This window comes from Achromobacter sp. GbtcB20 (genome assembly GCF_019091095.1).
Taxonomy (GTDB): Bacteria; Pseudomonadota; Gammaproteobacteria; order Burkholderiales; family Burkholderiaceae_B; genus Achromobacter; species Achromobacter mucicolens.
On sequence record NZ_JAGXJZ010000591.1, the window covers coordinates 1 to 265 of the forward strand.

Consider the following 265-nt stretch of genomic DNA (forward strand, 5'->3'; position numbering starts at 1 on the left):
CGAAATTGGTCGCGCGCGTGCCGCCCTTCATGATCGCGCCGGCGCAATCCTTCTTGCCGTTGTCCTTGACGATGCGGTCCTCGAGCTTGTAGAAGCCCTTCGCGCTGGGCTTGTCGGGAATGCTGAATTCGCTCTCGGACACCTCTTCCGCGCTGGTGACGAGGGTGGTGTCGTCGCCGCGGAAGCGGTAGTCCTCGGAGCAGCGCAGGTCGGGCAGCGACAGCTTCCAGATGCCGAGGATGGGATGGTTGGAGGCCGGCGCCGG

The 265-nt window shown here is 65.3% G+C and carries 1 protein-coding gene; it reads right to left on the bottom strand.

Features of this window, described 5'->3' with window-relative positions:
- Positions 1–265: hypothetical protein (locus KVT32_RS30350; protein WP_217619459.1), on the bottom strand; the 265-nt coding region annotated here is incomplete at both ends.